The 351-nt window shown below is 67.0% G+C and carries 1 protein-coding gene; it reads right to left on the bottom strand.

Features of this window, described 5'->3' with window-relative positions; genetic code table 11:
- On the bottom strand, nucleotides 1–214 hold a 214-nt coding region (locus tag ACU8YC_RS28610), incomplete at its 3' end, for a hypothetical protein (RefSeq protein ID WP_446896467.1).
- Between the last annotated feature and the right edge of the window lie 137 nt (nucleotides 215–351).

Raw genomic sequence — 351 nt, 5'->3', positions numbered from 1 at the left:
CGGCCGGGCCGTTAGACGGAGCCGCCCCGCCGAGGATACCGGTCAGGAACGCCGCCGGCTGGATTTTCGCCACGCCCCCCTCCTTCCCGGCAATCACCCCCGCCTGCGCCAGGGTAAAGGTCACCAGACCTTCCACCGTGGTGGCCTTGTCCGGCATGGTGCCGGTTGCCTTCACGCTCAGGGTCGGGTTGACCGCATTCAGGGCGCCTGTCACCAGCTTCAGCTCCTGGTCTGCCAGACCGAGCTCCACGACCGGCTGCAGGGCCTGACCGCCGTTCGGGGCCTTATCCTTCAGGTACCCCTTCAGGAACGTGATGGCCGGGCTGGCCGTATAGGCAAACGTGGTTTTGC

It is taken from the genome of Citrobacter sp. VF227, assembly GCF_052950715.1.
This window is presented reverse-complemented; position numbering and strand designations above follow the sequence as displayed.